19 protein-coding genes are annotated in these 25994 nt (G+C 57.7%); 15 read left to right on the forward strand and 4 right to left on the reverse strand.

From position 1 onward, the window contains the following. Positions 1-84: 84 nt before the first annotated feature. Positions 85-744 (reverse strand): Pr6Pr family membrane protein, encoded by a 660-nt coding sequence (locus ACYZT2_RS22985; RefSeq protein WP_461967611.1) that lies wholly within the window; start codon positions 742-744, stop codon positions 85-87. 2 nt (positions 745-746) lie between these two features. Further along, positions 747-977 carry a VF530 family protein gene (locus ACYZT2_RS22990; RefSeq protein WP_007941719.1) on the reverse strand — a complete coding sequence of 77 codons (231 nt, stop codon included), beginning with the start codon at positions 975-977 and terminating at the stop codon, positions 747-749. Positions 978-1327: 350 nt separating this feature from the next. On the opposite strand from ACYZT2_RS22990, the gene ACYZT2_RS22995 reads away from it, so the two are divergent. The 11 genes from ACYZT2_RS22995 to cmoB all read left to right on the forward strand — a co-directional run bounded on the left by ACYZT2_RS22995 (position 1328) and on the right by cmoB (position 17140). Continuing rightward, positions 1328-2710, forward strand: coding sequence for a carbohydrate porin (locus tag ACYZT2_RS22995; protein ID WP_461967613.1), 1383 nt, complete (start codon positions 1328-1330; stop codon positions 2708-2710). Positions 2711-2957: 247 nt separating this feature from the next. Next, a complete protein-coding gene (locus ACYZT2_RS23000) occupies positions 2958-5366 on the forward strand; it encodes a glucose/quinate/shikimate family membrane-bound PQQ-dependent dehydrogenase (protein WP_461967615.1) in 2409 nt (802 codons plus the stop codon). 480 nt (positions 5367-5846) lie between these two features. After that, entirely contained in the window at positions 5847-6224 is a 378-nt protein-coding gene (locus ACYZT2_RS23005) for a DUF6124 family protein (protein ID WP_461967617.1), read from the forward strand. Between the two features lie 257 nt (positions 6225-6481). Beyond that, positions 6482-9949: a type VI secretion system tip protein TssI/VgrG gene (gene tssI / locus ACYZT2_RS23010; RefSeq protein WP_461967619.1), complete on the forward strand. Its 3468-nt coding sequence runs from the start codon at positions 6482-6484 to the stop codon at positions 9947-9949. Beyond that, positions 9942-10595: a DUF2931 family protein gene (locus ACYZT2_RS23015; protein ID WP_461967621.1), complete on the forward strand. Its 654-nt coding sequence runs from the start codon at positions 9942-9944 to the stop codon at positions 10593-10595. The genes tssI and ACYZT2_RS23015 overlap by 8 nt, the downstream gene beginning before the upstream one ends. Positions 10596-10968: 373 nt before the next feature. Then, complete coding sequence (gene lon, locus ACYZT2_RS23020) at positions 10969-13386, forward strand: endopeptidase La (RefSeq protein WP_461967623.1); 2418 nt, start codon at positions 10969-10971, stop codon at positions 13384-13386. A 204-nt stretch (positions 13387-13590) separates the two neighbouring features. Beyond that, complete coding sequence (locus ACYZT2_RS23025) at positions 13591-13983, forward strand: protease inhibitor I42 family protein (protein ID WP_461967625.1); 393 nt, start codon at positions 13591-13593, stop codon at positions 13981-13983. A gap of 2 nt (positions 13984-13985) precedes the next feature. After that, positions 13986-14633 carry a lysoplasmalogenase gene (locus ACYZT2_RS23030; RefSeq protein ID WP_461967627.1) on the forward strand — a complete coding sequence of 216 codons (648 nt, stop codon included), beginning with the start codon at positions 13986-13988 and terminating at the stop codon, positions 14631-14633. A gap of 130 nt (positions 14634-14763) precedes the next feature. Next, complete coding sequence (locus tag ACYZT2_RS23035) at positions 14764-15249, forward strand: hypothetical protein (RefSeq protein ID WP_461967629.1); 486 nt, start codon at positions 14764-14766, stop codon at positions 15247-15249. 158 nt (positions 15250-15407) lie between these two features. Further along, positions 15408-16187 (forward strand): carboxy-S-adenosyl-L-methionine synthase CmoA, encoded by a 780-nt coding sequence (gene cmoA / locus ACYZT2_RS23040; RefSeq protein WP_177409423.1) that lies wholly within the window; start codon positions 15408-15410, stop codon positions 16185-16187. After that, a complete protein-coding gene (gene cmoB, locus ACYZT2_RS23045; protein ID WP_461967631.1) occupies positions 16184-17140 on the forward strand; it encodes a tRNA 5-methoxyuridine(34)/uridine 5-oxyacetic acid(34) synthase CmoB in 957 nt (318 codons plus the stop codon). The genes cmoA and cmoB overlap by 4 nt, the downstream gene beginning before the upstream one ends. Before the next feature lie 132 nt (positions 17141-17272). On the opposite strand, the gene tadA is transcribed toward cmoB, so the two are convergent. Together tadA and ACYZT2_RS23055 are read right to left on the reverse strand one after the other, a co-directional pair. Next, positions 17273-17770, reverse strand: a complete 498-nt coding sequence (gene tadA / locus ACYZT2_RS23050) for a tRNA adenosine(34) deaminase TadA (RefSeq protein ID WP_253549767.1) — start codon at positions 17768-17770, stop codon at positions 17273-17275. After that, positions 17770-19146, reverse strand: a complete 1377-nt coding sequence (locus ACYZT2_RS23055) for a multicopper oxidase family protein (RefSeq protein ID WP_305425370.1) — start codon at positions 19144-19146, stop codon at positions 17770-17772. The genes tadA and ACYZT2_RS23055 overlap by 1 nt, the downstream gene beginning before the upstream one ends. A gap of 431 nt (positions 19147-19577) precedes the next feature. Here ACYZT2_RS23055 and ACYZT2_RS23060 point away from each other — a divergent pair, with 431 nt between their 5' ends. The 4 genes from ACYZT2_RS23060 (at position 19578) to ACYZT2_RS23075 (ending at position 25782) form a co-directional block, all read left to right on the forward strand. Then, a complete protein-coding gene (locus ACYZT2_RS23060; RefSeq protein WP_461967634.1) occupies positions 19578-24233 on the forward strand; it encodes an RHS repeat-associated core domain-containing protein in 4656 nt (1551 codons plus the stop codon). Beyond that, a complete protein-coding gene (locus ACYZT2_RS23065; protein WP_461967636.1) occupies positions 24230-24547 on the forward strand; it encodes a hypothetical protein in 318 nt (105 codons plus the stop codon). Before ACYZT2_RS23060 ends, ACYZT2_RS23065 begins: the two co-directional genes overlap by 4 nt. A gap of 40 nt (positions 24548-24587) precedes the next feature. Then, positions 24588-24971 carry a hypothetical protein gene (locus tag ACYZT2_RS23070; protein ID WP_461967638.1) on the forward strand — a complete coding sequence of 128 codons (384 nt, stop codon included), beginning with the start codon at positions 24588-24590 and terminating at the stop codon, positions 24969-24971. Between the two features lie 412 nt (positions 24972-25383). Continuing rightward, positions 25384-25782: a hypothetical protein gene (locus ACYZT2_RS23075; RefSeq protein ID WP_461967640.1), complete on the forward strand. Its 399-nt coding sequence runs from the start codon at positions 25384-25386 to the stop codon at positions 25780-25782. Positions 25783-25994 lie beyond the last annotated feature (212 nt).

The following is a 25994-nucleotide window of genomic DNA, read 5'->3' on the forward strand; positions in this document are numbered from 1 at the left end:
CGAGCAGGCTCGCTCCCACATTGGATCTGCATAAGCCAGCTCTTTGTGGGAGCGAGCCTGCTCGCGATGGCAATGGTACAAACACTAAAAATTCCGACCCTTGTCACGCCCCGCAAGCAAACGATCCAATCCGATCAGCCCAAGTGAAAGCAGCACAAACCCCACCAACAATCCCCCCGCATTGATGAACACCTGTGGATAACCCAGCTTGTCCACATCGATGAACGGATACGGATAAACCGCCAGCAGATGCCCGCGCCATAACGCATAGCCGAAGTACACCAGTGGATAGGTCACCCACACCGCAATGTGCCGCAGCCGCAACGTACCTTTGGGCACACAGAACCACCAATAAACCAGAAACAGCAGCGGCATGACGTCATGCATCAGCTCATCGGCCAACCATTGCCAGCCTTCGGGATGCCACAAGTGACGCAACAACAGGCTGTACGCCACACCGACCATAGCGATGCTCACTGCAATTCCACTGCTCACCCACGGCTGCAAAAACCAGCGCCGCGCCGCCGACTCCCGGGACGTCAGCTCACAGGTCAGCACCACCGCCACCAGCGTGTTGGTCAGCACGGTAAAAAAACTGAAAAAACTCATCAGCCCGCCCAGCAGACTGGCCCCGACACTCCAGCGTAAGTAGAGAATCAGGTACAGCTGAATGCTTAAACCCGCCCAACCCAGCATCGCCGCGACGGCAACACAACGACGTCTCGCGGCCGAGGGTATGCCCATGCTCAGACCGGTCGCTTGGTGCGCATCAACTTCACGTACAGGCGTTCGACCTTCTCCCGCGCCCACGGGGTTTTACGCAGGAAAGTCAGGCTCGACTTGATGCTCGGATCACTCTTGAAGCAGCGGATATCGATGCGCTCGGCCAGCCCCGACCATTCATAGTGTTCAACCAGGGCGTTGAGGATCTGTTCCAGCGTCACGCCGTGCAGCGGGTTGGTGTTCTGTTCGGTCATGCCGGGCCTTCGAGCGAAGTGGGAATTGGAAGCCGCGCACCTTAGCCGAGGGCTTCGTTGGGGGGAAGCTATCTGTGTGTTGTCAGTTAAATGTAGGTGAGCTTGAAAAGATCGCAGCCTTCGGCAGCGCCCACAGGCGCGTAGGAGCTGCCGAAGGCTGCGATCTTTTGATTTTGCTTTGTTCAATGGACTATTACCAAATCCGAAATGATCCATGTCAGTAAAAGCTCTTTCTCTATGTGTAACAGATCATTATCCTTGCGCCCGTCCAGCTGAAACGCTTCTGCTGCCCGCTTCACTCCTGCTTCTTCCAGTTCACACTCTAAAAAAAGACCAAGAATTTCTTCTCTATGCCTGATTTTCACACTTCGCGAGACAGCGCTGTCTTACTCCCTGTGGCCAATCGAAAAGCCCTCAACCTCATTGGCGGATTCACCGCATTGGGCCTCGCCACCTGCGCCCAGGCTGCACCGGCCTTCGATAGCGATTCGCCGTGGATGCTGGGCGACTGGAACGGCACTCGTACCGAACTTTCGGAAAAGGGCTACGACTTCAAGGTCGATTACACCGGTGAAATGGGCAGCAACCTGCACGGCGGCTACGACCATGACCGCACCGCTCGCTATAGCGACCAGTTCGGCTTTGGCACCCATCTGGATTTGCAGAAGATTCTCGGCTGGGACGATGCTGAATTTCAGCTGACGATCACCGAGCGCAACGGCAACAACATCAGCAACGACCGGATCAACGATCCGCGAGTCGGCGGTTTCACCTCGGCTCAGGAAGTCTGGGGCCGTGGCCAGACCTGGCGCCTGACGCAGATGTGGTATCAGCAGAAATTCTTCGATCAGAAACTCGACATCAAGCTCGGCCGTTTCGGCGAAGGCGAAGACTTCAACAGCTTCCCCTGCGACTTCCAGAACCTGGCGTTCTGCGGCTCCCAGGTCGGCAACTGGGTCGGCGACATCTGGTACAACTGGCCGGTCAGCCAGTGGGCAATGCGCGTCAAATATCACCTGACGCCGGAGCTCTACGCGCAAGTCGGGGCTTACGAGCAAAACCCGTCCAACCTTGATCGCGACAACGGCTTCAAGCTCAGCGGCAGCGGCACTCAGGGCGCGATCCTGCCGGCGGAACTGGTCTGGACGCCGAAATTCAATGGCCTGCCGGGTGAATACCGTGCCGGTTACTACTACAGCAATGCCAAGGCCACTGACGTCTACAAGGACAGCAACGGCCAGCCAGCAGCCCTGAGTGGCGAGGCTTACCGCAGCACATCGAGCAAGCACGGCGTGTGGCTCGGTATTCAGCAGCAGCTGACCAGCCGCGCCAGTGACAACTCTCGCGGCCTGAGCGTGTTCGCCAACGGCACGATGCACGACAAGAAGACCAACGCCATCGACAACTATGTCCAGGCCGGCGTTGTCTACAAAGGCTTGTTCGATGCCCGCGCCAGAGACGACATCGGTTTTGCCCTGGCCCGTGTCCATGTCAACCCGGCCTATCGCAAGAACGCCGAGGCCTCCAATCAGGCTCGCGCCGTCTTCGCCTACGACGACCCGTCGTTCCTGCCACCGCAAGACACCGAATACAGCGCCGAACTCTATTACGGCGTGCACGTCACGAACTGGCTGACCGTGCGCCCGAACCTGCAATACATCCGCCACCCCGGTGGCGTGGACAAGGTCGATGACGCGCTGATTGGCGGGATCAAGATCACCTCGTCCTTCTAAGAATCACCACAAATCCTTGTAGGAGCGAGCGGTGCGGCGATCCGACTTGCCCGCGAAGGCGATCTATTAATCAGCATCTTTTGTTGAATGTTAATCCGTCTTCGCGGGCAAGTCGGATCGCCGCACCGCTCGCTCCTACAAGGGAATGCGGCGTCCAAACACTTTTTACATGAACCCTGCCCGCACAAGATCGTCATCTACAGTGAACTTGCGCGGGACTACTTAAAACGTCACGGAGAACCACACTATGAGCGCTGATGGTGCTTTGAGTCGAAGCCGTCTGCTGCCGAGCCTGCTCGGTATCCTGCTTCTGCTAATGGGCCTGGCCTTGCTGGCCGGGGGGATCAAGCTGAGCATGCTCGGCGGCTCGCTGTATTACCTGCTGGCCGGTATCGGCCTGATGCTGACCGGGGGGCTGCTGCTGGCCGACCGTTATGCAGCGGTGAGCCTGTACGCAGTGGTGCTGTTCGCCAGTACGGTCTGGGCACTGTGGGAAGTCGGCCTGGACTGGTGGCAACTGGTGCCACGTCTGGCGCTGCTCTTTGCCCTCGGTATCGTCATGCTGCTGCCATGGTTTCGTCGCCCATTGCGTACCGGCGAATCCAACCCGATCGGCACCGGTGTACTGAGCGCTGCCGTGATCATCGCCGGTATCGCCGCGCTGGCCAGCCTGTTCACCAACCCCGGTGAAATCAAAGGCGAACTGGATCGTGACGCCGTGCCTGGCATGACCAACACCGCCCCGGCCATGCCCGATGGCGACTGGAACTCCTACGGCCGCAGCGCCCATGGCGATCGCTACTCGCCACTGGCGCAGATTACGCCGCAGAACGTCAGCAAACTGGTTCCCGCCTGGACCTACCGCACGGGCGACCTGCCTGGCCCGAACGACCCGGGCGAAACCACCGCCGAAAACACCCCGCTCAAAGCCAACGGCATGCTTTATGTCTGCACGCCGCACAGCCAGGTGATCGCGCTGGACCCGGACACCGGCAAGGAGCTCTGGCGTTTCGATCCGAAGCTCTCCACGCAGAACGCGGCGAACTTCAAGGGTTGGGCGCACATGACCTGCCGTGGCGTGACCTATCACGATGACGCCGCCTACGCGTCCGAGCAGAGCCCGACCGGCATGGCGAACGCGCCAGTGACCAGCGTCTGCCCGCGCCGGATCTTCCTGCCGACCGCCGACACCCGTCTGATCGCCCTGAACGCCGACACCGGCAAAATGTGCGAAGACTTCGGCAACGGTGGCCAGGTTGACCTGACGACCAACATCGGTGAATTCACCGCCGGCGGTTACTACTCCACTTCGCCACCAGCGGTCACCAAAGACCTGGTGGTGATTGGCGGCCACGTGACCGACAACGTTTCCATCGACGAGCCAAGCGGTGTGATCCGCGCGTTCGACGTGCACACCGGCAAACTGGTGTGGAATTGGGACAGCGGCAACCCGGATGACACCACGCCGATTGCCGAAGGCAAGGTCTACACCCGCAACTCGCCGAACATGTGGTCCATCTTCAGCGTCGACGAAAAACTCGGCATGATCTACCTGCCGATGGGCAACCAGACCCCGGATCAGTTCGGTGGCGCGCGTACCCCTGAATCGGAACTGCACGCCGCCGGCCTGACCGCGCTGGACATCGCCACTGGCAAAGTGCGCTGGCACTTCCAGTTCACCCACCATGACCTGTGGGACATGGACGTCGGTGGCCAGCCAACCCTGATGGACCTGAAAACCGCAGACGGTGTGAAACCGGCGGTGCTCGCGTCCACCAAGCAAGGCAGCATCTACGTGCTGGACCGCAGCAATGGTCAGCCGATCGTGCCGATCAAGGAAATTCCGGTGCCGCAAGGCGCAGTGGAAGGCGACCACACCTCGCCGACCCAACCGATGTCCGACCTGAACTTCGTGCCGCCGACCCTCAAGGAACGCGACATGTGGGGCGTGACCCCGTTCGATCAGATGCTGTGCCGGATCGACTTCAAATCCCTGCGTTACGACGGCATGTTCACCCCGCCGTCGCTGCAAGGCTCGATCGTTTATCCCGGTAACTTCGGTGTGTTCGACTGGGGCGGCATGTCGGTTGACCCGGTGCGTCAGATTGCTTTCGTGAACCCGAGCTACATGGCGTTCAAATCGAAACTGATCCCGGCCGCCGAAATCGCCAAACAAGGCCCTCGCGTCAGCGAAACCGAAGGCGTGCAGCCCAACAAAGGCGCGCCATACGGCGTGATCCTCGAAGCCCTGCTGTCGCCAATGGGCCTACCGTGCCAAGCACCGGCCTGGGGCTACGTGGCGGCAGTCGATTTGACCACCAACAAAACCATCTGGATGCACAAGAACGGCACCGTACGCGACAGCTCGCCGGTTCCGATCCCTCTGAGCATGGGCGTGCCGAGCCTGGGCGGGGCCTTCACCACTGCCAGTGGCGTGGCCTTCCTGAGCGGCACTCTCGACCAGTACCTGCGCGCCTACGACGTGAAAAACGGCAAGCAACTGTGGGAAGGCCGCCTGCCAGCAGGCGCACAAACCACACCGATGACCTACACCGGCAAAGACGGCAAGCAATACGTGCTCGTCGTTGCGGGCGGTCACGGATCGCTGGGCACCAAACAGGGTGACTATGTGATTGCGTACAAGCTGTCGGAATAAGCGGTAGCGGCAGTTAAAGGAAAGGCGACTTCTGTGAGGGGGTCGCCTTTTTTGTGCTCGATTGTTTCAGGTCACCCATCCCCTGTAGGAGCTGCCGAAGGCTGCGATCTTTTGATCTTGTGTTCTTGAAGACGCCGGAAGATCAAAAGATCGCAGCCTTCGGCAGCTCCTACAGACGTGGTGATTTTTTGAGAACTTTCCGACAAGTTTTGACGGTTGTCGCTCGGACGCGGCGTGGATAGGCTTTGGGGGTCGCTGCATATCAGCGACCGGGCGTCGCGGCCTGAATTAGCTTACTTGGTGCATAATCACCGGCCCAATCGACGTTCCTGTCGTTTGGTCTCATGGTGGCTGTGCGCGGGATACCTTCGGGTATGCCGAGTTTCCAAGTAGCTCGGTCCGCGAACCTGCGTACAGCTGCCACCCTCCATCGCGTCGCGGCGATCAGTGGCAGCTCCATTACTTACTTGGAGCTTCATCATGTTCAAAGAAACACCGAATCCCCCTGAAACCGAGAACGTTTCGCCCTACGAATCCAACGATTCAAAGAAACTCCACGACGCCGCCAACCGCGCACTCGATCACTACCTCAACCCCTCCGCCCTCAAATCACCCGTGGCCCGCAAGCCGAGCACGATGTACATGGTCGCGCCGGATATCAAAGACGAAGACCTGTTGGCCCACACCTGTGAATCGTTGGCCCAGGCCAGTGTGATGGCTAGTGATTTTGCGGGGTATCTGGAAGGGCCGCACCGGCACATGGCGATGGCGATTCAACAGATCGTCATGCTGGCCGAGCTGGCGGTGAATCGGATGCTGGATAACGTGGGCGTACCAAAACCTGCGCCACACAGCTGATCCACTGTAGGAGCGAACTGTGGCGAGCCCCCTCGCCACAGCCTGGCTCCTATAATTGAACCGCGTGCATCTACGAGGGATTGGTCGACTATCAGGCCGTCTTCGCGGGCTGCCCACCCGTGCGGTTCGCTCCTTCAAAAGCGGAACGCGCGACTGAACATCCTGCCTTTTTACTACAGCAATTTTTGCATTGAGATAATGGATATATTCCAGCACCATTCAGAATCCAGATCGTTTCAAAGGACGGAACTCAAGGCATGCTGGACGCAAACGCAACCCATATCTCCCTCACGCTCGAAGGCGTTTCCGTCGACCTGCAGGTGCTCAGCTTCGTCGGCCGCGAAGCCCTCAACCAGCCCTTCTGTTTCGACATCGAACTGGTCAGCGCCCGCCCCGACCTGAAACTCGAAGCGCTGTTGCACAAGCCCGGTTGTCTGACCTTCGGCGCCACCGGCCAGGGCAAGATCCATGGTCTGGTTTACCGCATCGAGCAAGGCGATTCCGGCAAAAGTCTGACCCGCTACAGCATCAGCCTGGTCCCGCAACTCGCCTACCTGCGACACAACCATGACCAGCAGATTTTCCAACAGTTAAGCGTGCCGAAGATCATCGCCCAGGTGCTTGAGGCTCGGGGCATTCTGGCCGACGCCTACAGCTTCCAGCTCGGCGCGATTTACCCCGAGCGAGCGTACTGCGTGCAGTACGACGAATCCGACCTGCACTTCATCCAGCGTCTGTGCGAAGAGGAAGGCATCCACTTCCACTTCCAGCACTCGACCAGCGGCCACAAGCTGGTGTTCGGGGATGACCAGACGGTGTTTCGCAAACTGGCACCCGTGAGCTACCAGCAAGACTCCGGCATGGCCGCCGAGAAACCGGTGATCAAGCGCTTCAACCTGCGCCTGGAAACCCGCACCACCCGCGTCAGCCGCCGCGACTACGACTTCGAAAAACCACGTCTGCTGCCTGAAGGCGCGGCCAAAAGCGCATTCGCCCCGGACCTCGAAGACTACGACTACCCCGGTCGCTTCACCGACCGCGCGCGCGGCAAGCAACTGGCGACCCGCGCCCTGGAACGCCATCGCAGCGACTACCAACTGGCCGAAGGCAAAGGCGACGAGCCGACTCTGGTCAGCGGCCACTTCATGGCCCTCAGCGAACACCCGCGCGCTGAATGGAACGACCTCTGGCTGCTGCTGGAAGTCATCCACGAAGGCAAACAGCCGCAAGTGCTCGGCGAAAACATCACCAGCGACGTCACCGCCAACAAAGACGATTTCCACCAGGGCTACCGCAACCGCTTCCTCGCCACGCCGTGGGACGCGCATTACCGCCCGGCCCTCGAACACCCGAAACCCAAGGCCCTGGGCAGCCAGACCGCCATCGTCACCGGCCCGCCGGGGGAAGAAATCCACTGCGACGAATACGGCCGGGTCAAGGTGCAGTTTTTCTGGGACCGCGAAGGTCAGTCCGATGACAAAACCAGCTGCTGGCTGCGAGTCGCCACCGGCTGGGCCGGCAACGCCTACGGCGGCATCGCCATCCCGCGAGTCGGCATGGAAGTGCTCGTCACCTTCCTCGAAGGCGACCCCGACCAACCGCTGATCACCGGTTGCCTGTACCACAAGGAACACGTCGTCCCCTACGACCTGCCGGCGAACAAAACCCGCAGCACCTTCAAAACCCTGAGCTCGCCCGGCGGCAAGGGCTACAACGAGTTTCGCATCGAAGACAAGAAAGGTGCGGAGCAGATCTACCTGCACGCCCAGCGCGATTGGGATGAAAACATCGAGCACGACCAGAAGATTCGGGTCGGCAATGAGCGGCATGACACGGTCGAAGCCAATGCGTTCAGCGAGTTCAAGGTCGAAGAGCACCGGGTGACGCATCTCGATCGCAAGACCGAAGCGCGGGCGGATGATCACCTTACCGTTGGCGTGACTCAGCATGTGAAGGTGGGGACGGCGCAGTTTGTCGAGGTGGGTCAGGAGATCCACTACCACGCCGGGGAGAAGGTGGTGGTTGAGGGTGGCATGGAACTGACGGCCAAGGCGGGTGGCAGCTTTATCAAAGTTGATGCGGGCGGCGTGACCATCAGCGGTGCGGAGGTCAAGACCAACTCGGGCGGTTCTCCCGGCGCTGGTACGGGCATTCAGATTCTCACTCCGATTATCCCAGGTGCCGCCGCAGCCGCTATCGCGGGACAATTACTCAGTGCACCTCCCGTAGGGAAACTGAACACCCCTCCTCTGGAGGAAGAAGAGCTTGAGGAAGAGGAGGAAGAGGTCGAGCTGGAAGACATTACCTTGCGGGTCGGGGTGTTCTTCGATGGGACGGGCAACAACCGCAACAACAGCGAGCGTGTCTTTGGCTGCTTTGCGCCAGACGTGAACCTGGAGGAAGCAGCTGAAGATATTCGTCAGTTCTGTGCGGCTCACGGTTATGACGGAAAGGGAAGTAGCCCGGACAACAGTTACGGCAATGATGTCAGCAATGTCGCCCGTTTGTATGACCTTTATGATAGCCAAGTGGACGAAACATTGCCCATCGATGCCAAGACGGCCAGCCTGCGAGTTTATGTGGATGGCATCGGCACCAGCAGTACCGCAGATGATTCCACTTTTTCGCAAGGCACCGGTATAGGCGTGCAGGGAGTCCGGGCACGGGTTGAAGAGACTCCAAAGCTAATTGTTGAGCAGATCCGACCCTTTCAAGAGAACAATCCCAATAAGCGCGTAACGAAAATCGAGTTCGATATTTTCGGCTTCAGCCGTGGCTCCGCAGCGGCAAGGGATTTTGCCAACGAGGTGTTGAAGGGTAACCAAAGTATCCTCGCCAAAGCGTTGCCTATAGGTGCCCCGGTATTATCGGACAGCTTTGCCTGGAAGCCGCATACCGATGTGTCCATAAATTTCATTGGCGTTTACGACACCGTCGCGGCCATTGCCAATCCACTGGTGGGGGACTGGACTGGTAATAACGCTTACAACCCAGGGATCAATATCCATCTGGCGCCAGACGCGGCTAAGAAAGTCGTCCAGTTGGTCGCTCGAAATGAACGCCGTTATAACTTTGCCCTCAACAGTCTTGGATCGGCCGATATTGTCCTGCCTGGCGTGCATTCGGACCTGGGCGGCGGCTATTTACCCAAGGCGATGGAGCGCATCCTGATCAGCAAACCGCGTAAAAGCCCGGTCGAAGAAAGGACCTCTTTCGCTGAAGCCAACAGTTACAAGGTTGCCCAGCAGGACTTGAGACGGCTTCAAGATCAACTGGCCCAATATAACCTTTCGTTGGAGATCCGGACTTGGGAGGTGCCGTTTCGTAGCGCTGACAGAGACAATCGAAAAAACATGAAAAATGTTTACGCAGCCGTCAGCAGCCAACGCGAAGTCCGCAGTGACTTGTCCTTGATCTACTTTCGGATCATGCGCGAACTGGCTGTGGAAAACGGAGTACCGTTTGGCGAGATTGATGAAGGCGAGCCGCGACTAGCGCTGCCTGCGGAACTCGTTCCCATCTCCAAAAAATTGATGGCCTACGCTCAGGGAAAAAGCAAAACAACAGGGCTGACTCCGCAGGAGGAGGAACTGCTGTTCCAACGTTACGTTCATATCTCCGATAATTGGAACGCCGCTAAAAGTCGAAATAATAGCGATCTGAATATCGTCTTCATTAATCGACCAGACGAAAACTCTGTGCGCATGGTGCACCCGAATGAGTAATTTTATACGTGTCGTGATTGCCGCTTTTCTACTCAGTGGCTGCACTGTTGCCAGCAGCCAGTCAATGCCTTACAAATCCTGGTACCTAGGGTTCTCGGCCCCCGCTTACATGGAAGTTTGGATCGAAACTGCCGATGTCGTCGATATTCAAGACCACATATACCCACGTGCGATGAGTGGAGTTGCCTCCATGTTAAAACCTCCCAACAATTCCGGCGATCCGCGAGGCTGGCCGAAAAGAGCTAGCATCGGTAGCGGTAAGCATGTAACTGGGGCGGACTTACCGAAGCAGATCTATGTCCGCTGGCAATCGCTGGCCGAACCGCAAACCTATCTGATGGTGATTAAAATCCCCGAGGCTACTCGGGAGATCATGCGCAAGGGGGAGAAGGTTTTCTGCGCTGCTGATGGGAAATGGATCACCGGTTATCGGCAGTCAATCGGTATAAGGCTGGTCCCTGGAGGAATCGCCAGAGTCTGGGTTGGCGGTCCCTGCATGACATCCATTGAAGTGACGACGGTAAAAGCAGTGATTGATCCACGTGGCCCGTATGAAGGTAAGTCTGGCGGTCACCACCGGCCTCTTTCAGCCGTTTCCAAAGCCTATGTCGAGAAGTTCGGTGTGCCGTACGACTCTTGGAAGTAGGTCAGAGCTGGCCCTTTAAGTATCCTGAATGCGACGGGCCAGCGCGCTACACATCCTCCAATTGAAAATGTGCCTCAGCAGGTATTTGGGCGACCAAAAATGCCTGGGTTTACCGCACGAGTGGACGACCGCTTAATCACATGAACTGTGCAAAATGAATGCAAAAAGTTAAAAATATTAAGCTCTATTAGCTAGGGGTCCAGAAGCATCACTTCGACATGATACCCATCCGGCGATAGCTCGGTCGGCCATCAAGTTGCCAAACCCAAGCACCTGTCAAAACCCTGAACACACACGCTGAAATATCCAGGCCCATTGAAACCACCCCCCACCTGCCCCATCTAAGACCCATACCCTATTGCGCAGGTGCCCCATGACCGACCAGCAAGAATTCCCTGAAGACACGAGCGAATACGCCGAAACAGACAACGTCGAACACACCTCCTCCGGCAAAGGCCTCGCCCTGCCTGGCCAGAACCTGCCGGACAAGGTCTACATCATCCCGATCCACAACCGGCCCTTCTTCCCGGCGCAAGTACTGCCGGTGATCGTCAACGAAGAGCCGTGGGCTGAAACCCTCGAACTGGTGAGCCAATCCGACCACCATTCCCTGGCCCTGTTCTTCATGGACACACCCCAGGAAGATCCGCGCCATTTCGACACCAAAGCCCTGCCGGAATACGGCACCCTGGTCAAAGTCCACCACGCCAGTCGCGAAAACGGCAAACTGCAATTTGTCGCCCAGGGCCTGACCCGGGTGCGCATCAAAACCTGGCTCAAACACCATCGCCCGCCGTATCTGGTCGAAGTCGAATACCCGCACCAGCCCACCGAGCCAACCGACGAGGTCAAGGCCTACGGCATGGCGCTGATTAATGCGATCAAGGAACTGCTGCCGCTCAACCCGCTGTACAGCGAAGAACTGAAAAACTACCTCAACCGCTTCAGCCCCAACGACCCGTCGCCGCTGACCGACTTTGCCGCCGCCCTGACCTCGGCCACGGGCAGCGAGCTGCAAGAAGTGCTCGACTGCGTGCCGATGCTCAAGCGCATGGAAAAAGTCCTGCCGATGCTGCGCAAGGAAGTCGAAGTCGCGCGCCTGCAGAAAGAAATCTCCGCCGAAGTTAACCGCAAGATCGGCGAGCATCAGCGTGAGTTCTTCCTCAAGGAACAGCTCAAGGTCATCCAGCAAGAGCTGGGCCTGACCAAGGATGACCGCAGCGCCGACATCGAGCAGTTCGAGCAACGTCTGACGGGCAAGGTGTTACCGCCTCAGGCGCAGAAACGCATTGAAGAGGAAATGAACAAGCTGTCGATCCTCGAGACCGGCTCACCGGAATACGCGGTGACCCGTAACTACCTCGACTGGGCGACCTCGGTGCCTTGGGGCGTGTATGGCGAGGACAAACTCGACCTCAAACACGCGCGCAAGGTGCTGGACAAACACCACGCCGGCCTCGACGACATCAAGGACCGCATCCTCGAATTTCTCGCGGTCGGAGCCTATAAGGGCGAGATCAGCGGCTCCATTGTCTTGCTGGTAGGCCCGCCGGGCGTGGGCAAGACCAGCGTCGGCAAGTCCATCGCCGAATCCCTCGGCCGGCCGTTCTATCGCTTCAGCGTCGGCGGCATGCGCGACGAAGCCGAGATCAAGGGCCACCGCCGCACTTACATCGGCGCGCAACCGGGCAAACTGGTCCACGCGTTGAAAGACGTCGAAGTGATGAACCCGGTGATCATGCTCGACGAGATCGACAAAATGGGCCAGAGCTACCAGGGCGATCCTGCCTCGGCGCTGCTGGAAACCCTCGATCCGGAACAGAACGTCGAATTCCTCGATCACTATCTGGATTTACGCCTGGACCTGTCGAAAGTGCTGTTCGTCTGCACCGCCAACACCCTGGATTCGATTCCCGGCCCATTGCTGGACCGGATGGAAGTGATTCGCCTGTCGGGCTACATCACCGAAGAGAAAGTCGTGATCGCCAAGCGTCACCTGTGGCCGAAACAGCTTGCGAAAGCTGGCGTGTCCAAGGGTAGCCTGAGCATCAGCGACAACGCATTGAAAGCCTTGATCGACGGCTATGCCCGCGAAGCCGGGGTGCGGCAGCTGGAAAAAAACCTCGGCAAACTGGTGCGCAAAGCCGTGATGAAGCTGCTCGACGAGCCGAAAGCGGTGATCAAGCTGGGCCCGAAAGACCTGGAAGCCTCACTCGGCCGGCCGGTGTTCCGTAATGAGCAAGTACTGTCCGGCATCGGCGTGATCACCGGGCTGGCGTGGACCAGCATGGGCGGCGCGACCCTGCCGATCGAAGCCACGCGCATTCACACCCTCAACCGTGGCTTCAAACTCACCGGGCAACTGGGAGAAGTGATGAAAGAATCGGCGGAAATTGCCTACAGCTACGTCAGCTCCAATCTGAAGCAATTTGGCGGCGATCCGACGTTCTTCGACGAAGCCTTCGTTCACCTGCACGTACCGGAAGGCGCCACGCCGAAAGACGGCCCCAGCGCCGGCGTGACCATGGCCAGCGCCCTGCTGTCCCTGGCCCGCAACCAGTCGCCGAAAAAGGGCGTGGCCATGACCGGTGAACTGACGCTGACCGGGCATGTACTGCCGATTGGCGGTGTGCGTGAGAAAGTCATCGCGGCGCGTCGGCAGAAGATTTTCGAGTTGATCCTGCCCGAGCCTAATCGCGGCAGTTTTGAAGAACTGCCGGAATATCTGAAGGAAGGACTTACCGTGCACTTTGCCAAGCGCTTTGCGGATGTGGCGAAGATTCTCTTCTGAAGATCATGTAGCGTAAAAAAACCGTCATCGCGAGCAGGCTCGCTCCCACAGGTTTATCGCAATCCTTGTGGGAGCGAGCCTGCTCGCGATGACGTCGGCATTCATAACGCCAAACTCTTGGTTACCGAGGATGTACCCCGTCACACTTTGTCTCATCTTCAGTTATGCTCGCCGTTCGTCGTGAATGCCGGAGCTGCTGATCTTATGTCCCCCACCCGCCTGTTGATCCCCCTCGCCCTCGCCCTACTGAGCGCTTGCGCCACGCAATCGAAACAGAACGTGACCGTGGAAAAACAAAGCGAATGCCCGGTGCATCTGAACAACGGGCAAAACCTGATTCTGACTCTGCCAAGCAACCCGACCACGGGTTACCGCTGGGCGATCCAGGATTCTGCCGGTGGCGTGTTGCGTGGGCTCAGCCCCGAAGTTTACAGCAACCCGAAAGACGCCGGGGTCGTCGGCAATGCCGGCCTTTCGACCTGGCGCTTCCAGGCTTTTGCCACCGGCACTGGCCGTTTGCGTCTGACCTATTCACAGCCGTGGGCACCCGAAGTACCGGCAGTGAAAACCTTCGACTGCGCCATTGCGGTTAACTGATCGTGGGTTGGCTGATTCTGGCGCTGATGGGCGCGGTGACCTTTCTTTATGGCCTGAGCGTGCATGCGACGCTGCTCTGCCTGCTGGTCAAACCGATGCCGGTGCTGGCCCTGCTCGGCTGGTTGCACGATGCACCGCCCAGCGACTATCGACGCTGGATCAGTCTGGGGTTGATTTTCTCCTTGGTCGGCGATGTGCTGCTGGCATGGCCGGGGGATTTGTTTGTGTTCGGCCTTGGGACGTTTTTGGTCGCGCATTTGGCGTATCTGAAGGCTTATTTGAGCGATTGTCGGCGTATGGCACTGTTGCCATTGATGATTGCCCTGAGTGTCGGCGCGGTGCTGCTGGGGATTTTGATTGCCAATGGCTTGGGATCGCTGCTGATCCCGGTGATCATCTACGGGCTGGCCATCAGCGCGATGCTCTGGCGTGCCTTGGCCCGACTCGGCACCGATGTCCCCAAGCGATCAGCGCTACTGGCGGCGGCTGGTGCCGTGGCGTTCGTGTTCTCCGACAGCGTGATCGGTATCAACCGTTTCGCCTCGCCGTTCAATGCTGCGCCTTACATCATCATCCTCAGCTACTGGCTGGGACAATGGGGTATTGCAGCCTCGGCATTTAATAAAAACAAACTTAGCCAGATTTCATAACCATAAAATCAACAAGTCATTTCGAAACGTTATAAAAACCTGTCAGATCTGACAGTAGCCGAGATTTTCTTTCCTACCTTACTATCCAAGTGGCGTTATCCAACCACGAATGTAACCAAGGAAGAAAGTCATGGGTTTTTTCAAAAGTAAAAATTCGGTGAATGCACTAGAGCCCTTTGTCACTGTCAACTGCGATATTGAAGCCACGGTTTCAAACCGCGTAAAGTTTCATACTCAAAATATCGAGTTCGACAAAGACAATAACAGCGACTCGATTGCACTTCTCGGTCGAGCCTATGAAAACGGCTTTAACAACTCCAAAAAAGGGTTGATGTTTATTTTTTCAAGTAATATTCAGTCCGGCAGCTATTCACCCACAGATTCAAACTTCCCGTTTGAGTCATTATATTATTATGAATCTGGAGACAACGGCGATTTTGTAACCTTCTATAACTACAAAGCCGAAAGCGGTACTATTAACGTCGAAGTAGTCGAGAACAACTCCCAGGCGTTGCGCTACATCATCAACTTCGACTTCAAAGGCAAAGACAATAGGACCGAAGAACTGCGCATCAATGGCAAAGCCGAATTCAACGTTTTTACGCGCCCTTCATGATCTCGCTCTAAACAATGAATGACCAAGTCTTGCTTCTGGACTTGGTCATTCATCTGTCTTTCCAAATGCTCTCTGCAGCCAAGACCCTATCTGCCCCTTTCGCAAATTCCCCACGCTTTATCAGACAACCCGCGCATCCCCCCGTCAATTTGGCTAAAATGCCGGCCTTTTCCACCTACGCCGCTGGAACCGCCGTGAGCAAAGAATCCGATCGCCTTTTCGCCCAGCCTTTGACCCAGGTGCCTGACTTCGCCTTTAACGAGGACGTGGTGCGGGTGTTCCCGGACATGATCAAGCGCTCGGTACCGGGTTATCCGACCATCGTGGAAAACCTCGGCGTGCTCGCCGCGCAGTTCGCCCAGCCCAACAGCGTGCTCTACGACCTGGGCTCGTCCCTCGGCGCGGTGACCCAGGCTTTGCGCCGTCATGTGCGCACCGACGGCTGCCGGGTGATCGCTGTGGATAACTCCGCAGCGATGGTCGAGCGTTGCCGCGAATACCTCAACGGCCAGGATTCGATGTTCCAGGAGTTGCTGCCGGTGGAAGTGATCGAGGGCGATATCCTTGCCCTCGAATTTCAGCCGGCCTCGGTGGTGGCGCTGAACTTTACCCTGCAATTCATCGCCCCGGACCAGCGCACCGCGCTGCTCTCGCGCATCCGCCAATCGCTGTTGCCTGGTGGCGCGCTAATCCTCTCAGAGAAGCTGCGCTTCAACGACCCCGAAGAACACGCGCTGCTCACCGACCTGCACGTGGCCTTCAAACGCGCCAACGGCTACAGCGAACTGGAAATCGCCCAGAAGCGCAGCGCCATCGAAAATGTCATGAAGCCCGACAGCCTCGAAGAACACCGCGAGCGCCTGTTGGCCGCCGGGTTCTCGAAAGTCGTGCCGTGGTTCCAGTGTCTTAACTTTGCCTCGTTGATTGCCTTGCCATGATTGATCTGTCCCCCCTCGCCCGCCGTCTGGCCGGTACACCGCTGGCCGAATGGGCCAACACCCTGCAGCGTCAACTCGACCAGAAAATGGAAAAAGGTCACGGCGATCTGGAGCGCTGGCAGAGTGCGCTGGACGCGTTGCCGAAGATTCAGCCAAGCGAAGTCGACTTGTTGAATGGCTTGAAACTGGATACTGATTGCGACGACGAAACCCGAGCGCAAATGCATACCGCGCTGATGGGTTTGTCGCCCTGGCGCAAAGGGCCGTTCGACCTGTTCGGCGTGCATGTCGACACTGAATGGCGTTCGGACTGGAAGTGGTCCCGGGTGGCGAAGCACCTGGACCTGAAAGGCAAACGCATCCTCGATGTCGGCTGCGGCAACGGTTATTACATGTGGCGCATGCTCGGCGCCGGGGCCGACAGTGTGATCGGCGTCGACCCTAACTGGCTGTTCTTCTGCCAGTTCCAGGCCGTGCAGCGGTACCTGTCCGAGCCCAATGCCTGGCACTTGCCGTTTCCCTTTGAGGATCTGCCTCCCAATCTGGAAGGCTTCGACACCGTGTTTTCCATGGGCGTGTTCTATCACCGCCGCTCGCCGATCGAGCATTTGCTGGCGCTGAAGGATTGCCTGGTCAAGGGCGGTGAACTGGTGCTGGAGACGCTGGTGATCGAAGGCGATCAGCAGCAGGTGTTGGTGCCCGAAGACCGTTACGCGCAGATGCGTAACGTGTGGTTCCTGCCATCGGTGCCCGCGCTGGAATTGTGGCTGCGCCGCGCAGGCTTCAGCGATGTGCGTTGCGTGGATGTGAGCGTGACCACGGTCGAGGAACAGCGCGGGACGGAGTGGATGAAGTATCAGTCGTTGAGCGACTTCCTTGACCCGCAAGATCACAGCAAAACGGTTGAAGGGCTGCCGGCGCCGATGCGCGCGGTCATCGTCGCCCGCAAATAAAACACCGATATCCCAAACAAGGGAGATCACTTGTGGGAGCGAGCCTGCTCGCGATGAGGGCCTTTCAACCAACGAAGATGTTGGATGTTAGTCCGATATCGCGAGCAGGCTCGCTCCCACAGGTATCGGTGTTTACTCTGAAGGTTTTGCTCGGCGGGCCTTGAAAAACTCGCTCAACACCGCGCTGCATTCCTCTGCCAACACCCCACCCTCATACAACACCCGGTGATTCAAAAAGCCCTGGGTAAAGAACTGTCCCTGGCTCTGCACAATCCCGGCCTTGGGCTCCAGCGCGCCGTACACCACCCGCGCAATCCGCGAATGCACGATCAGCCCGGCGCACATGCTGCACGGTTCCAGCGTCACGTAGAGCGTGCTGCCCGGCAGGCGATAGTTGCTGGCAGCTTGGGCCGCCGCGCGGATCGCGACCATCTCGGCGTGGGCGCTGGGGTCGTTGCCGCTGATCGGGCAATTGAAACCGCGCCCGATGATTTCACCGTCCTGCACCAGCACCGCGCCCACCGGCACTTCACCCAGCGCCGCGCCTTGAGCGGCCAAGGCCAGGGCTTCGCGCATGAAATCACGATCACGGCTGCGGTCGATAATCGCTGCGGGGCGAATCTGACGCATCACGCCACCTCGATGGCGGCCATCAGGCCGGTTTCCATGTGATCGATCACATGGCAGTGGAACATCCAGACCCCAGGGTTATCCGCCACCAGCGCCACTTGCGCACGCTCGTTCTTGCCCAACAGGTACGTGTCGGTGAAGTACGGGATGACCTTGTGCCGGTTCGAGGCAATGACCTTGAAGCTCATGCCGTGCAGGTGGATCGGGTGTTGATACTGAGTCATGTTCTTCAATTCGAAAATATAGCTTTTGCCCTTTTCGAGCTTGGCAATCGGTCGGTCGGCGCAGGTCTTGTCGGTGATGTCCCAGGCCTTGCCGTTGATCTGCCACAGGCTTGGCGGCTTGCCGTTTTCGACATTGACCGAGACCGAGCCTACCCATTCAAAATTGAAGTTGAGTTTCTGGGCATTGGCCAGGTCCGGCTCGGCCACCGGGTTGGCGGGCAGCGCCGGCGGCCACTCGGTTGGCGCATCGGTATTGGCCACTGAGCGGAAGGTGCCCAGGCGTACCGGGCCATTGCGCAGGGACAACTCTTCACCGGCCGGCGGTGCCTTGATCGCCAGGCAAATGCGCATGCCAGGACCCAGCCAATATTCCTTGCCCAATGGGCGCGGTTCAATCGGGTTGCCATCCAATGCGTAGATCTGCGCTTCGACGCCAGGAATGTTGAGGCGGTACGTCAGCGTATTGTCGAGGTTGAGCAACCGTACGCGAGTGATCTGCCCGGCGGGCAAGTCGATCACCGCTTGTGAGACGCCGTTGATGGTCGACAAGCCCCCCGCCGTGCCGCCACGGGCCGCTTCGCGAGGAATGCTGAACGCTACGAAAGCGCCCTCTTCATCGACGTGCCAGCTCTTGAGGCTCAAGGTCTTTTCGTATTTGAAACCGGTAGGCTCGCGCTCTTCGATAATCAACGGGCCGACAAGCCCGCGACCGAGTTCTTCGCTGCTGTTCACGTGCGGGTGATACCAATAGCTGCCGGCGTCGGGTACGCGGAATTTGTAGTCGAAGTACTCGCCCGGCAGCACCGGCAATTGCGAGACGTAGGGCACGCCGTCCATTTCCAGCGGCAGACGGATGCCGTGCCAGTGAATGGTGGTCGCCACCGGCAGATGGTTGATGAAGCGCACCCGCAGCCATTCGCCCTGACGCACGCGCAATTCAGTGCCCGGCGCCGATGGGCCGAACGCCCAGGCAGGAGTCTTGTGCCCGGCCACCAGTTCGACGTCCAACGGTGCGGCGATCAGCTCATAGTCGTGGCCGGCGTCCGCGTCGGCCATTTTGCCCAGCCAGTAACGCGACGCGCCACCGGCCCCCACGCCAACCACCACAAGACCGGCCAGACCACCGAGTATTTGTCGACGGGTAAAGGACATGAACTCAACTACCTCACGTATCAGCCACAGGCGCGGGGCCTGCAAAAGGCGAATACGATACACCTGCGGTTGAGAAACAGTAAGGGCAGCACGGCGGATGGTCACAGGCCGTGGCAAGGCCCTTTAAAAGATCGCAGCCTTCAGCCGCTCCTACATTTGTTCGGCGTACACCCTGTAGGGGCTGCCGAAGGCTGCGATCTTTTCGACCTCGCGCGATGTATCAGATGCAATGCGACTGCAGAATTTTGGGCCGTTTCGCTGAACGTTATTGAGTCGCTGTTAATCAGCGAATCGCCCTACATCCATTTCCACCTTTCCCGACTTCTTTCCTGATCGATCCCCCGCACAGTCCCCGCGCCTAATTTTCTGCGCGAGGGATTGCTCATGTTCGACTCCTTTTCTCCAGCAACCCCGTACTTTTCGGTGCGTTGATGGAGCACGTTACCCGCATCGAGGAGGAACTCGACAGCTTCCCGCACACCCTCTCGCTCTATCGCGAACAGCTCGATCACTGGCTCAGCCAGGCCGCCGACAAGGCCAGCCACGTGGCGGATCTGCCGTCGCTGATGGGCATGGAACGGATCATCAAATTCGCAAGCTCCAGCACCGTTGTCAGCAGCGGCGATGACGAGTTTATCTCCACCGTCGTGCAGTGCCCAAAGGGTGGAAAGCTCGAAATCGAGAGCAAGTTCGAATCGGTTTATGACATTCCGGTGGGGAGTATTCAGGTCGATGTGATTGCCATGGATGGGGGTAAGCCGACGCCGGTCACGCTCGATGAAAACGGCAAGGGAACGTTCCGAGGGGAAGAGGGCAAGTTCTACCGCGTTCATGTTCAGGGTGAAGTTGCACCCTCGAAAATCGATGACCTTTTGGATTCCTACAAAGGCCTTGCCAACGAACTGGAGGGCTGGCTGCGCAAGGAATGGGAAGGATTTAAACCGCAATGGTCGCAATCGACTTTTGCGGCCGCCGGTAACGGCATGCTGGCGGGCAGTTGGGCGGCGGTCATCGGTGTTTGGGACAGCCTCAGCCTGCTCTCGGACATTCTTCAGGATCCCCGCAAGTTCGCTGAACGGCTGGGCAGCGGCGCCGATGAGTTGGCCAGGCTCGCGGAGACGGCGCCGGAGGTCATGGCAAAAGTCCAGCTGCTGGCGAGTGACGAAGCGGCGCTCTGTTTACTGCTGCGTACAGCGAGTCTCTGGCTGGAAATGCTCCCACCCAGCGAGATCGCCGGCCACTCGGCAGAGGTGACCAGCCACGTCATTGTTTCGGTGCTGATCGATATTCTGATTGCTTTGGCGCTGGCCTGGACGGGTGTCGGTATACCCGCCGCCAAGGCCTATCTCACCTTTCGCGGGATTAAGTACGGGGCATTGTTGGCCAGTCTCGCGATGCGTTTCGTCGAGGCCACTTTCAATATCCTCAACACCTTCATGAAGTACGTCGACCAGTACAAAGCCGTCGCCGCACGCGGTGTGGCAGCGGGCCTGAAACAAGGTCGGATGCAACTGCGCTGGGATGCCAAACGCAACACCACGCTAAAGCAAAACGAACACCACGACAACGTCCCGGATCAGGCGAAAAACCCCAACGGCGACAGCGCCGACTCGGCCGATAAAACCGCCACCAACAAATGCCCGGTGTCGATGGTCACCGGCGAAGAACTGCTGACCCTCACCGACGGTTCGCTGGACGGAATCCTGCCGTTCAACTTCACCCGGCTCTACCGCACCAGCGCCGCCGAGATCGACTGTGGCCTCGGTTTTGGCTGGAGCCATTCGCTCGCCCATCGACTGGAAATCGATGGCGACACCGTCATCTGGATCGACCACGAAAACCGGCGCACCACGTTCCCTATCCCGTCCGCTGAACGCCCGGCGATCCACAACAGCCTGTCGCGGGCGGCGATTTATCTGGGCGATGATCCCGAGGAACTGATCCTCGTCCAGGCCGGCAACGACGCACGTTTCTACCACTTTCACAACGGCCGGCTGACGGCGATCAGCGACGCGTACGACAACCGCCTGAGCATCAGCCGCGACCGCCAGGAGCGCATCCAGCGCCTCGACAACGGTGCCGGCCGTGCCTTGCTGTTGCGCTACGACCGCGCCCACCTGATCGCTGTCGACTATCAGGTGTTTGTCCCGGCGCAGACCCTCGACGAGGCCTGGCACACCGAACAGACGCTGGTCAGTTACCGCTACGACGAATGCGATCAACTGATCGAAGCCAGCAATGCCGCTGGCGAGAGCGAGCGTTACGACTACGACGACCGGCACGTGATCCTGCAGCGGCAACTGGCCGGTGGCGCGAGTTTCTTCTGGGCGTGGGAACGGACCGGCAAGGCGGCACGCTGCGTCCGGCACTGGGCGTCGTTTGCGCAGATGGATGCGTGCTATGTCTGGGACGACCAGGGCAGCGTCACGGTTCATAACGTCGATGGCAGCCAAGAGGTTTACCTTCATGACGACCGCGCGCGGCTGGTACGCAAGGTCGAGCTGAACGGTGGCGAACAGCTCAAGGCCTACGACGATCAGGGGCGACTGATTGCCGAGCAGGATCCGCTGGGCGCCGTCACCGAATACCGCTACGACGAAGTCGGGCGACTGGTGGCGCTGATTCCGCCGGAAGACGAGCCAACGGCCTACGAGTATCGCAACGGTTTCCTGCATGCGCGCTATCGCGGCAAAGCGGTGTGGACCTATCGGCGCAATGCTCAGGGGGATGTCACTGAAGCGACCGATCCCGACGGCCAGGTCACCCACTATCACTACGACGAAAAAGGTCAGCTGCTGTCGATCCGCTACCCGGACACCAGCCGCCATGTGTTCGTCTGGAATGCCTTGGGGCAGTTGCTCGAAGAGACCTTGCCGGACGGTGGGCAGCGGCGCTTTTCCTACGATGCACTGGGCCGGCAGACGACCCGTCAGGACGAACACGGTGCCGTCACCCAGTACCAGTGGGATGCCATCGGCCGACTGCTCCAGACGATTTTGCCTACCGGCGCCAGCCGCGCCTTCAGCTACAACGCCTACGGCAAGATCACCGCCGAACGCGATGAACTGGGCCGCGTCACCCGCTACGAATACGCCGACGACCTGCACCTGGTCAGCCGCATCAACCCCGACGGCACCCAGCTCCAGTACCGCTACGACAACGCGCAGCTGCTGCTGACGGAAATCGAAAACGAATCCGGTGAAAAATATCAGCTGGACTACACGCCCAATGGATTGATCCGACAGGAAACCGGTTTCGACGGCCGCCGCACCGCTTATAGCTACGACCTCAACGGACACCTGCTGGAGAAAATCGAATTCGGCGATGACGGCTCGCAGCTAGTAACGGCTTATGCGCGGGACTCAGCCGGACGGTTGCTGACCAAGACCCTGCCCGACGGCATCCAGGTCGTGTACCGATACGACTCGTTGGGCCGACTGACCAGCGTCGACGATGGCCACGATCATCCGCTGGAATTCGAGTACGACCAGCAGGACCGGCTGATCACCGAGCACCAAGGCTGGGGCACCTTGCGTTATGGCTACGACGCCTGCGGCCAACTCAAGCGTCTGCGCCTGCCGGACGGCAGCAAACTCGATTACCACCACGCCAAGGGCGGCGCGCTGACGGCCATTGACCTCAACGGCGCGCGGCTCACCACTCACCAGTTTGCCTTCGGCCGCGAACAAAACCGTCAGCAGGGTCTGCTGCTCAGCGAATACGCCTACGACGACCAAGGCCGTTTGAAGGCCCACGCCGTCAGCCAACAACAAAAAAACCTGTACCGCCGCGACTATGCCTACAGCCTCAACGGCAATCTCGATTACATCGCCGACACCCGCCACGGCCAACGCAGCTACCAGTACGACCCCCTAAACCGCCTGAACCGCGTTCGGCACACCCGCGACGACCCACCGGAAACCTTCGCCCACGACCCGGCCGGCAACCTGCTAATGCAGGACCGCCCCGGCGCCGCGAAGGTGCGGGGTAATCGCCTGCTAATGCAGGGCGACCGCCACTACGACTACGACGCCTTCGGTAATCTGATCCGCGAACGCCGCGGCACCGCGCAAAAACTCGTCACCGAATACCGCTACGACTGCCAGCACCGCCTGGTCGGCGTCACCACCCCGGACGGTCGCACCGCCAGCTACCGCTACGACGCCTTCGGCCGGCGCACCGCCAAAACCGTTGATGGCAAAACTACCGAGTTCTTCTGGCAGGGCGACCACCTCGTCGCTGAAAGCAGTAAGGAGCATTACCGCAGCTACGTCTACGAACCGGGCAGCTTCCGTCCATTGGCGATGCTCGACGGCAAGGGTCCGCGCAAGGCGTGCCCGTTTTATTACCAACTCGATCACCTCGGCACGCCGCAGGAACTGACGGATTTCGGTGGCGAGATTGTCTGGTCGGCGAAGTACAACGCCTACGGCAAAGTCACGCACCTGGCGTTCGGCGGCGGCGAGCAACTTGAGCAACCGCTACGATTTCAAGGGCAGTACTTCGACGCCGAGAGCGGTCTGCACTACAACCGGCATCGCTACTACAATCCGGATATTGGTCGGTACCTGACGCCGGATCCGATCAAGTTGGCGGGTGGGCTGAACCAGTACCAGTACACGCCGAATCCGACGGGCTGGGTTGATCCGTTGGGGTTGAGCGGAAATTGTCCGCCGCCGAATAAGCCTGGGTGTGAGGCGCCGGATGATACGACTGGCGTTAAGGTGGATGCGGGTGAGCCGGCGCTGCCGAAGGCTTACACTCAATTTCCAGAAGATCCAAACGAGCTTACGGAAGTGTTAGGCGTCCAGCCCAAAATTTCACAGACTCAACATGGAAGTCAAAGAATGACGTGGCGACCTAACGCGGACACTATTATTAGATTTGAAAGTCATCCCGGAGATGCTGGGCCATTTAATGCGAGGCATCATGGTGAACACTATCATTTGGAACTCAAACCTAATAATTTAAGTTGGAGTCAGGCGGATAGAAATAGGGAGGTTATCAAAGTCAGACCTGACGGCTATCAACTCGGTCACGGAACTGGCTTTGTTGCCGGTGAGAAACATCCAGGTATTTCAAAATGAACGAATTTTCAGTTTCAGACGGCACCATTGAAAAAATGACGTGTGAACACGAGCGCATTTTTATAGAATTTCTAGATTGGCAGGAACAACGCTGGATCATTATCTTTGAAAATGTTTTAGGTGTGAAGTGTGCTGGGGCAATAGGCGCAGAGATATCAGAGATGTTTGTGGTGGGTGTGACATCGTTGTCGCAGGAGTTACTTTTGATTGATTCTTCGGAAGTCGGGCTAAGCTACTGCTTCACTTGTGCTCGCGAGTGCAACATTGTTTTGACAGTTGTGGCTAGCGGATACACTGTTGATAGATGTAATTAAAATAAATAAATCTGTCCCGCTTTTGATGGAAAAAATAATTATGAAAACAACCATAGATCTCGTGACTCTTGTTGCTGAAGAAGTTCTAGTTAGGTTTTCAACCAGTGCCGGGTCCGCAACCGCAGTTTGGCGTGCTGCTCCACCGAAAGTTGGTGAGCAGTATGATGTCGAATTAGAAGTCGATGATGAGTTTGTTTGGGGAGAGAATGCTTGTTCCTCGCTCAATAATGCTCACTCTATTGGGGTGATGGATGGCATCGTAACTATGACGGGGACTTTAATCTCAAATGATATGGAGGGCGGCGCAGTTGTTGATGTGAATGGATCAATAATACTTATTGAATTGATTGGATGTGCGGAAGCTGACTCGGTGTTCGTGGATTTAAAGGTTAAGAATATAAATGTTTTTCCGACAGGTATTTGAAGAGATTCAGCAGTTTTCAATTATTGTCGCGAAAAATAGTTGGGGGATGAACAGCCACAAACAAATCCGTCCCCTTTTTGAGTAAAACGGGAAGAGTTCCAGTACCACGAAGAGGAAATTTAAGCTCCCAGCTCGCAAACTGGAGAGTTCATTTTAATGCGTTGAACAAAGCTATGACGAGGGAAAGGCTCGGGCTGGACCCATATACAGGTTGGGATCACAATAATGACCCGATTGTAAGGATGGAGTTACCTGGTGCAGGTCGCGGTTATCGACCGAACAAAAAAGACAATCAAAATCCCACGTTGAATGATGATTTAAATTGGCTTGAGGTTAAGTTTGATAAGGATAAGGTAGCTTGGCCGTATACGGGTTTTCCCTCGGAGAGAAAGTGATACTGAAAGATCCTTTTATGAATGAAAATTTTGAATCGAACCTGATGTGGTTTATTGGGGTGTTTAATGTCTATGATCGTGAGGAGACTCGTGGGGAAGAACTCGCAGCCTTTGATCCTGATAACCAGGTGGATAGAGATGCCCTGATCATTAGGTATAGTTTGCAATTGGGCTGCTTGTCTTATCGGCATAAGTTTTTGCTGTTTGAGTTCCTGGCCGAAAAGCTAAGAGATTGCAACTATGACTTTCAAATTTTGTTCAACATAGACGATATATATGACTCAAGTTGGCCGCGAGCTGAATGGTATGCGCTGAAAGACCCACGTGGTTTTTTTGAAGATATATATAGATTGGCAAGCGAAGAGTGGAAAAACGATCTTCATAAGGCCAGCCTTGAAGATCAATCGACTTGGTAAGGCCTGTTATCTCCGAGGCAAATAGATTTTATGACCGCTTCGCGCTCAATCGCGGGCAAGCCTCGCTCCCACAGGATTGAGGTCGTACCCATATTTGGCGGTCCGCCTCGATTCCGTAGGAGCGGGGCTTGCCCGCGAAGGCGGTCTTACGATCGGTGAAATTTCTGGGCAAGGTTGTCGGAAGTTTCCTTCAAGTCGTAGCGGTTTCCATG

It is taken from the genome of Pseudomonas sp. MDT1-85 (assembly GCF_054898065.1).